This window comes from Roseofilum sp. Guam, assembly GCF_017746735.1.
GTDB classification, from domain to species: domain Bacteria; phylum Cyanobacteriota; class Cyanobacteriia; order Cyanobacteriales; family Desertifilaceae; genus Roseofilum; species Roseofilum reptotaenium.
Window position 1 is genome coordinate 23,496 of record NZ_JAGHZN010000056.1, and the last position, 6,452, is coordinate 29,947.

At 43.1% G+C, this 6,452-nt stretch carries 6 protein-coding genes; 3 read left to right on the forward strand and 3 right to left on the reverse strand.

The window, feature by feature from the left end; all coding sequences use genetic code 11:
* Window positions 1–31 precede the first annotated feature (31 nt).
* Complete coding sequence (locus tag J7529_RS19850) at window positions 32–454, reverse strand: GFA family protein (RefSeq protein WP_271938290.1); 423 nt, start codon at window positions 452–454, stop codon at window positions 32–34.
* 351 nt (window positions 455–805) lie between these two features.
* Between J7529_RS19850 and J7529_RS19855 the strand changes: the two genes are divergently transcribed.
* Window positions 806–1,387: a TetR/AcrR family transcriptional regulator gene (locus tag J7529_RS19855; RefSeq protein ID WP_318730405.1), complete on the forward strand. Its 582-nt coding sequence runs from the start codon at window positions 806–808 to the stop codon at window positions 1,385–1,387.
* 88 nt (window positions 1,388–1,475) lie between these two features.
* Window positions 1,476–2,153 (forward strand): GNAT family N-acetyltransferase, encoded by a 678-nt coding sequence (locus J7529_RS19860; RefSeq protein WP_318730406.1) that lies wholly within the window; start codon window positions 1,476–1,478, stop codon window positions 2,151–2,153.
* A 242-nt stretch (window positions 2,154–2,395) separates the two neighbouring features.
* Here J7529_RS19860 and minC read toward each other — a convergent pair whose 3' ends face one another.
* Together minC and J7529_RS19870 are read right to left on the reverse strand one after the other, a co-directional pair.
* Window positions 2,396–3,376, reverse strand: coding sequence for a septum site-determining protein MinC (gene minC, locus J7529_RS19865; protein WP_271938284.1), 981 nt, complete (start codon window positions 3,374–3,376; stop codon window positions 2,396–2,398).
* A gap of 30 nt (window positions 3,377–3,406) precedes the next feature.
* Window positions 3,407–3,829 (reverse strand): sensor histidine kinase, encoded by a 423-nt coding sequence (locus J7529_RS19870; protein ID WP_318730407.1) that lies wholly within the window; start codon window positions 3,827–3,829, stop codon window positions 3,407–3,409.
* Between the two features lie 810 nt (window positions 3,830–4,639).
* Here J7529_RS19870 and ltrA point away from each other — a divergent pair.
* Window positions 4,640–6,394, forward strand: a complete 1,755-nt coding sequence (gene ltrA / locus J7529_RS19875; RefSeq protein ID WP_318730408.1) for a group II intron reverse transcriptase/maturase — start codon at window positions 4,640–4,642, stop codon at window positions 6,392–6,394.
* Window positions 6,395–6,452: the final 58 nt, after the last annotated feature.

Sequence of the window (6,452 nt, forward strand, 5' to 3'; positions counted from 1 at the left end):
GCTGGAGGAATTGATTATGGTTGTGCCTTGCTCATAAAATTCCATCGGGTAACTGTTGAAACGATGGGATACCCTCATAGGGATCATGCCAAGTTGCTTTAGACTCAATATTTACATGAGCCGAAGGACGAAAGTCTATATATGTATCTACTGTGGAAAGAACAATACTTAGATATATCGATTTATCTTGGGCATAATTCATTAGCCTTGTTCCGCAGTGCGAGCAAAATGCTCTAAATCCACCCAAATCATTTTTGTGTTCTTTTAGTAAATTTTCACCTTTTGTGATTTTAAGTGTATCTCCTTTGCCAAAAGTCAGCGTAGCAAATGCAGAACCATGAGCCTTTCTACAGAAAGAACAGTGACAGTTGAATGTTTTTTCCGGAATGAGTTCTACTTCGTATTCAATCTGACCACAAAGACAGCTACCTTTTACCATTTTTTCTGAGAACATAACTATTAATCAATATCGTATCACAAGGAATCATCCACAAAATGAGGACGGGTAATATCCGTCTTCTATCACTCTAATCAAACGATTATTTCTCCGGGGATGAAAAGCTTCATTGATCAATCCTTCACCTTGAATCTAAGGCTACGTTTGACTTTGAGTATTGCTGCCTTGCCCTTCCTTGAGTCTGGAGCCATTCATTTCTAAAAAGACTTGACACTATACCGTCTGGACGGTATAGTGATTTTATAGATGAATTCTTGCTATTGGTAATCCAGCCTTTAACCCAGTGCGGCTTGCCTATAAAGGAGTGAATTACATATATTATCCACACCCGGTTTTGAGGCTATTGCTATGGCAGTCGATCAAAAGTCAAAAGCGCGATTGGCAACTCGTGAAAAAATTTTGCACGCTGCGAGTCAAGTCATCCTGAATAAGGGTGTGGAAGCATTAACCCTTGATGCAGTTGCTCGACAAGCAGAAGTTAGCAAAGGAGGATTGCTCTATCACTTTCCGAATAAGAATGCATTGATTATTAATTTGGGTGAGCAACTGCTGCAAAATTTTGAAGCAGCTCTACAGCATGAGTTTGAACAAGATGATGCACCGGGAACGCCGGGACAGTGGCTCAGAGCTTATGTCCGTTCTACGGAACGAATAAGTCAAGAATCCCTTGCCTTGTTCGCCCGTTTATCATCCATCCTTGTCGAAATACCACCTGAACTATTGCAGTATTTTGCAGCTTATGAAGAGCGGTTTAATCAACATCTTGAAGCCGACGGACTCGATCCAGTACAGGCCAGGATTATTCAGTTAGCTATTGATGGACTGTGGTTTTCAGAAGTCTTTCAAATGCTTGTACCCCATGCAGAAATGCGCGATCGCGTTGTGGAAACCTTATTAACGATGACGCGCTCTCTTCCATCGACCGATTAAGTCAATATTGACAACCTCTAACAGTCAACTGACTTGCTGATTTTGGGAAGTTTCATATCGTTTCAATCCAATTTTAAGGAGATTTTTCATGCAAGGTCATCACATGCAAGACGCAACTCAAAGTCCGGCAAAAGCGATCGTGAATGCGGATATTGTTCCTCTGAAACCATCCGATTTTACAATTGCATCAGAGTATCTTGCAGCCGCATTCAGCCAAGATCCTATGATCGGTTATTTTTTGCCGCAAGAAACGGCAGCCAAGAAAAGGGCGCTTCAGCACTTTAGCCGATCCTTTCTCAACTTCGCGCAGCTATACGGTCACATTTATACTACTGTTGACGATCCCAAAGGAGTCGCCATTTGGTTGCCTCCAGAAGCATTTGATATTTCGCTGCCACAGCTCTGGCAGGTGCTAACATCGGGACTCATGATCAGTCCATTGTATATGCGTTGGAGTCGGATACAGGAATTTGTGGCATTCTTCAACACGCAGATTCAAATGCATGACCAGCTTTCTCCAGAACCTCATTGGTATTTAGGAATGCTAGGCGTTTCGCCAAAATGCCAGGGACAAGGAATTGGAGGAATGCTGCTTCAGCCAATCTTGGAAGAATCAGATCGCACCAAGATGCCTTGTTATTTAGAAACGACTACTCCCGGAGCCGTACGGTTCTATGAGCGACATGGGTTTGAAGTGGTTCACCAAGGAATGTTTGCCGATCGCCAGTATTGGTCAATGAAACGCTATCCCCAAAGCTTATCTTGATCGGAACCATATTTCTAATGATGGCGATCGCGACATCATTATCGATCTAGAAGAAACAAGTGTCTGTAAGTCAGTTTAGTGAGTTACGCAGGAGCAAAGTTATACATCTATTGATCGACTTCTCTCCTGCTAATTCCTCTTCTGTCACTTTCCAGTTTCAATTAATAAGAAATGCGATTTCAATTTAACAATAAATTGTAAGAGTTTGAGACTAGAACGACCCTTGAGAGTTGTAACATTAATTAAAGTTCTGGTTGTTCATCGGCTAGAGCTTGACGGACTTTCTGAAAATCCATAGCTCCAGCAATGCGAATGCCTTCGGGGGTGGCGTAGGCGACCTCTGGATAAGGTTTAGGCAAGGAATGTTGGGGGGCTCTGGCAACTTGACCGGCAATGCGGACTTGAGTCGGCTCCATATCTAAAGCCATGATCACACATTCTGGGTTCCCGATCGCTCCTGCATGAGCAACTCCTCGCAGTCTTCCCCAGATCAGGATATCACCATCGGCAACAATAGAGGCTCCAGGATTAACATCCCCTTGGATAATTACAGTTCCTTTATGGCGAATTTCCACACCTGATCGCAACGTCGTCTGTAAATAGAGGGGTTCTTCTTGCAGTTGTAGGGGTTGGGAGGGAGCCGACTTGAGGGGATCGGTGCGGGTAACCTGTTGCACCGAATAGCCACAGGTGGCGGCTGCTACAGCAGTTTGGCGGCGTTGAGTTTCCACCTGTTCTAATTGAAGTTGGGATTGTTTTAGGATATCAGCGATCGCCTGAAGTTGGCGCATATCCAATAAACGGTCTTCGGCGATTAAATGAACCGGTACATTCGATTCTCGCAGGCGATCACTGCCTTTGAGCAACACCTGAATTTGTTGAAACAACTCCGTCCAAGTACAACTTAATTCTCCCTCTGGGGGTAAAATCAACTTAAAATGAGTATCTTGGGATTTCAACTTTACCGGAATATCTTTGAGCGAGCGCTGTTCCGGGGACGACTCTGGGTCAAATTCTGCACCTTGGCTTCCCTCGGCAACCCCCTCTAGAGGTTGAACCTCTTGCTGTGGAGTTTCTTGGAGGAGTGCAGGCGGTTCTGAAGCCACAGCATCAACGGGTTGATCCGGAGTCCCCTCTGAAGGAGCCGCATCTAAGCTGACAGCAAAAGTTAAGGAAGCAGGAGAAACAGAAGATTCAGGCATGAGCGATCGCACTTTTGGCATTGCTTTTAATGCATTATATAGCGCCCGGTGCTAGTCATTATCAAAACTTAACTCATGTCCACCCAGGTGATTGTTGACAGGCAAACCGATGCAGAACTGTGTTCCTTCACCGAGTTCTGACTTGACTTCCAATGTTCCTCCATGGGTTGCAACCACAATTTGGTGAGAGATCGCCATCCCTAGACCCGTTCCTTTTCCTATGGGTTTGGTTGTAAAAAAGGGATCGAATATTTTCGCTAACGTCTCTCGATCCATGCCCATCCCATTATCGCTGATTACTATTTTTACCGTTCGTGCATCGACCACTTCCGTGCGAATTTCGATCCGGGGATTTATCGAATTTGAAACCGAGGGAAATGCATCAATAGCATTACCTAAAATATGATAAAAAACCTGATTAATTTGAGAAGCATAACAACTAATTATCGGCAAACGTCCATACTCCTTGAACACTTCAATATTCCCATAAAAAGTATCTCGCAGCCTATTTTGCAACAATATAATTGTATGTGCGACTCGTTCAGTCCAAAAGTGGAAGGTATAAACCCCAAAAGCGTAGGACTGGCAAGAGATTCTGATTGACTCGAATCGGGGCTAGGTTCAGAACGAAATCAGGATACTGATAAAAGCTAACACCTAAAAACCCCCAGGATGAAACGACTAAAAGCAGAAATGTAATAAATCGTAACATCCCTCTTGACAACTAAGAGATTGTTCCCAACCGGTGGGAGCGTCTGGACTTCACTTCCTATTAAGGAAGTAGGCGATAAGCCAAAACCCCTAGTTTTATGTCTCATAAGCATAGGATTAAAGCGGGGTTTAACGGGGAATTCGTCACTAGCCAAAGTGATAAGTCACTCCTCTAGGCAACTAACAATGGTAAGCGAAAGCGAACTATCATCTTGAACCCTCACAATTATTAAGTAGTGAAATTGGCTGATACACTGCGTTCAAAAGGGCAAAGGGAAAAGATAGGCATTTATACATATGACCTACAAAGACAGGAAAAAATGGGTATTTTACCTGTTAAGGAGTCCCAAAGTACCTTGGGGGAAAGATAGTACCTAAAGTTAGAAAACCCAATCTCTCGGAACGAAGTAACTCAATAGATGCTCCCGTCAAAGGTCGATAAAACGGGTAGTGACAAATGTAAGCGCAAGGTCTATTGAGGTGAGATGGAGTAAGAAGCTAACGCCCATTTGTAATGAATGTGGATAAGCTGACGTACTTCGGCTTAATCAGAAAGTAAAGTGGTAAGTAGCAATGCAAACGCCGATAGCGAGTTTAAAGACTACGAACAATGGATGGAATTCTATCTCCTGGAATAAAGTACAGAGGAAAGTATTCAAGTTGCAAAAATCAATTTACAAAGCGGTTAAATCGGGACAGAAAGCTAAAGCCTGGAAACTCCAGAAAATACTGTCAAAATCGTATTACGCTCGACTCTTAGCAGTTCGGAAAGTTTCACAGGACAATCAAGGAAAGAAAACTGCTGGGATTGATGGGGTCAAATCTATCTCTCCTAAACAACGACTAGAATTGGTTGACCAATTGAGAAACACCTACAGAGCCAAACCACTCAGAAGGGTATGGATTCCCAAACCTGGAAGAGATGAAAAACGCCCGTTAGGAATCCCAACTATTAAAGATAGAGCTATGCAAGCAGTGGTCAAAATGGCGCTTGAACCTTACTGGGAAGCCAAATTTGAAGGTACATCTTACGGATTTAGACCCGGTAGGTCAGCCCACGATGCAATTGGTAGAATATATACCAAAATCAATACGCAACCCTGTTACGCACTTGATGCGGACATTACCAAATGCTTTGATAGAATTGACCACTCAAGACTACTGTCCAAAATGGAATGTCCTCACTCTCTCAAACAGCACATCAAAGGCTGGTTAAAAGCAGGGGTATTGGATAAAGGCGTATTTGAGAACACGGAAACAGGAACACCGCAAGGTGGGGTCATCTCCCCCCTGTTAGCCAACATCGCATTGGATGGAATGATTAGGGAAGTTGAGGAGGTGTTTCCCAATTCTCGTAGCAGAAATGGCAAGCTAATCCAACGCTACAGACCAAAAATCATCAGATACGCCGATGACTTTGTAGTTCTCCATAAAAAACTCGAAGTCATTCAACAATGCAAGATTGCCATTTCTAATTGGTTAAAACAAGTGGGACTAGAACTAAAACCAGAAAAGACTCGAATCTGTCACACTTTGAACGCAATCATGGTTGATGGAAAAGAAGAAAAACCTGGATTTAATTTCTTAGGATTCAACATCAGACAATACCCAGTTGGAAAACATAAGTCAGGGAAAACAGGAGGCTCGAACTCTACAATATTGGGGTTCAAAACTATCATAAAACCCTCACAAAAGGCAATCAAAGCCCATAGGGAGGCAATCAAGTCAATCATTAAGAGAGACAAGACAACCCCCCAATCTGGATTAATAAAACACCTCAATCCGGTCATCAAAGGATGGTGCAATTACTTCAGTGGAGTCTCATCCAAAGAGACCTTCTCAATAGAAGATCACATCATGTGGCTAAGACTTAGGGCATGGACAGTAAGCAGAACCGGTAAAGCTAACTACCAAAAGCTGAGGAAATACTTCAGTCACGGAAAAAACGGGATATGGACGTTTCAAACTAGGAAAGAAGGATATCGCCTTTTTTCCCATGCAGAAACCCCCATAAAACGTCATACATTAGTTAGACCGGATAAATCCCCATACGATGGCGATTGGACATACTGGAGTAAACGCAGGGGTCAATATATTGGAACTCCTACAAGAGTTGCCAAACTCCTGAAGAAACAGAAAGGCAAATGTAACTTCTGTGGGATGTATTTCATAGATACAGACCTAGCTGAAGTAGACCATATCATCCCCAAATCCCTTGGAGGCAAGGATGAATACAAAAACCTTCAACTGTTACATACAGCGCTTCGCGCTGTTATGAGGTACAGTAACAACAATGAGCAAACCAATTTCTTAAATGTTTCGGATTAATTAAGTCAAGGGCTACAGCCAGAAGAGTATCAATCATAGCGGGAGTAGTCGCCGCAAA

Coding starts and splice junctions, on each gene's coding strand:
- J7529_RS19850 (WP_271938290.1), bottom strand. CDS start 454: ATGTTCTCAGAAAAAATGGTAAAAGGTAGCTGTCTTTGTGGTCAGATT.
- J7529_RS19855 (WP_318730405.1), top strand. CDS start 806: ATGGCAGTCGATCAAAAGTCAAAAGCGCGATTGGCAACTCGTGAAAAA.
- J7529_RS19860 (WP_318730406.1), top strand. CDS start 1,476: ATGCAAGGTCATCACATGCAAGACGCAACTCAAAGTCCGGCAAAAGCG.
- minC (WP_271938284.1), bottom strand. CDS start 3,376: ATGCCAAAAGTGCGATCGCTCATGCCTGAATCTTCTGTTTCTCCTGCT.
- ltrA (WP_318730408.1), top strand. CDS start 4,640: ATGCAAACGCCGATAGCGAGTTTAAAGACTACGAACAATGGATGGAAT.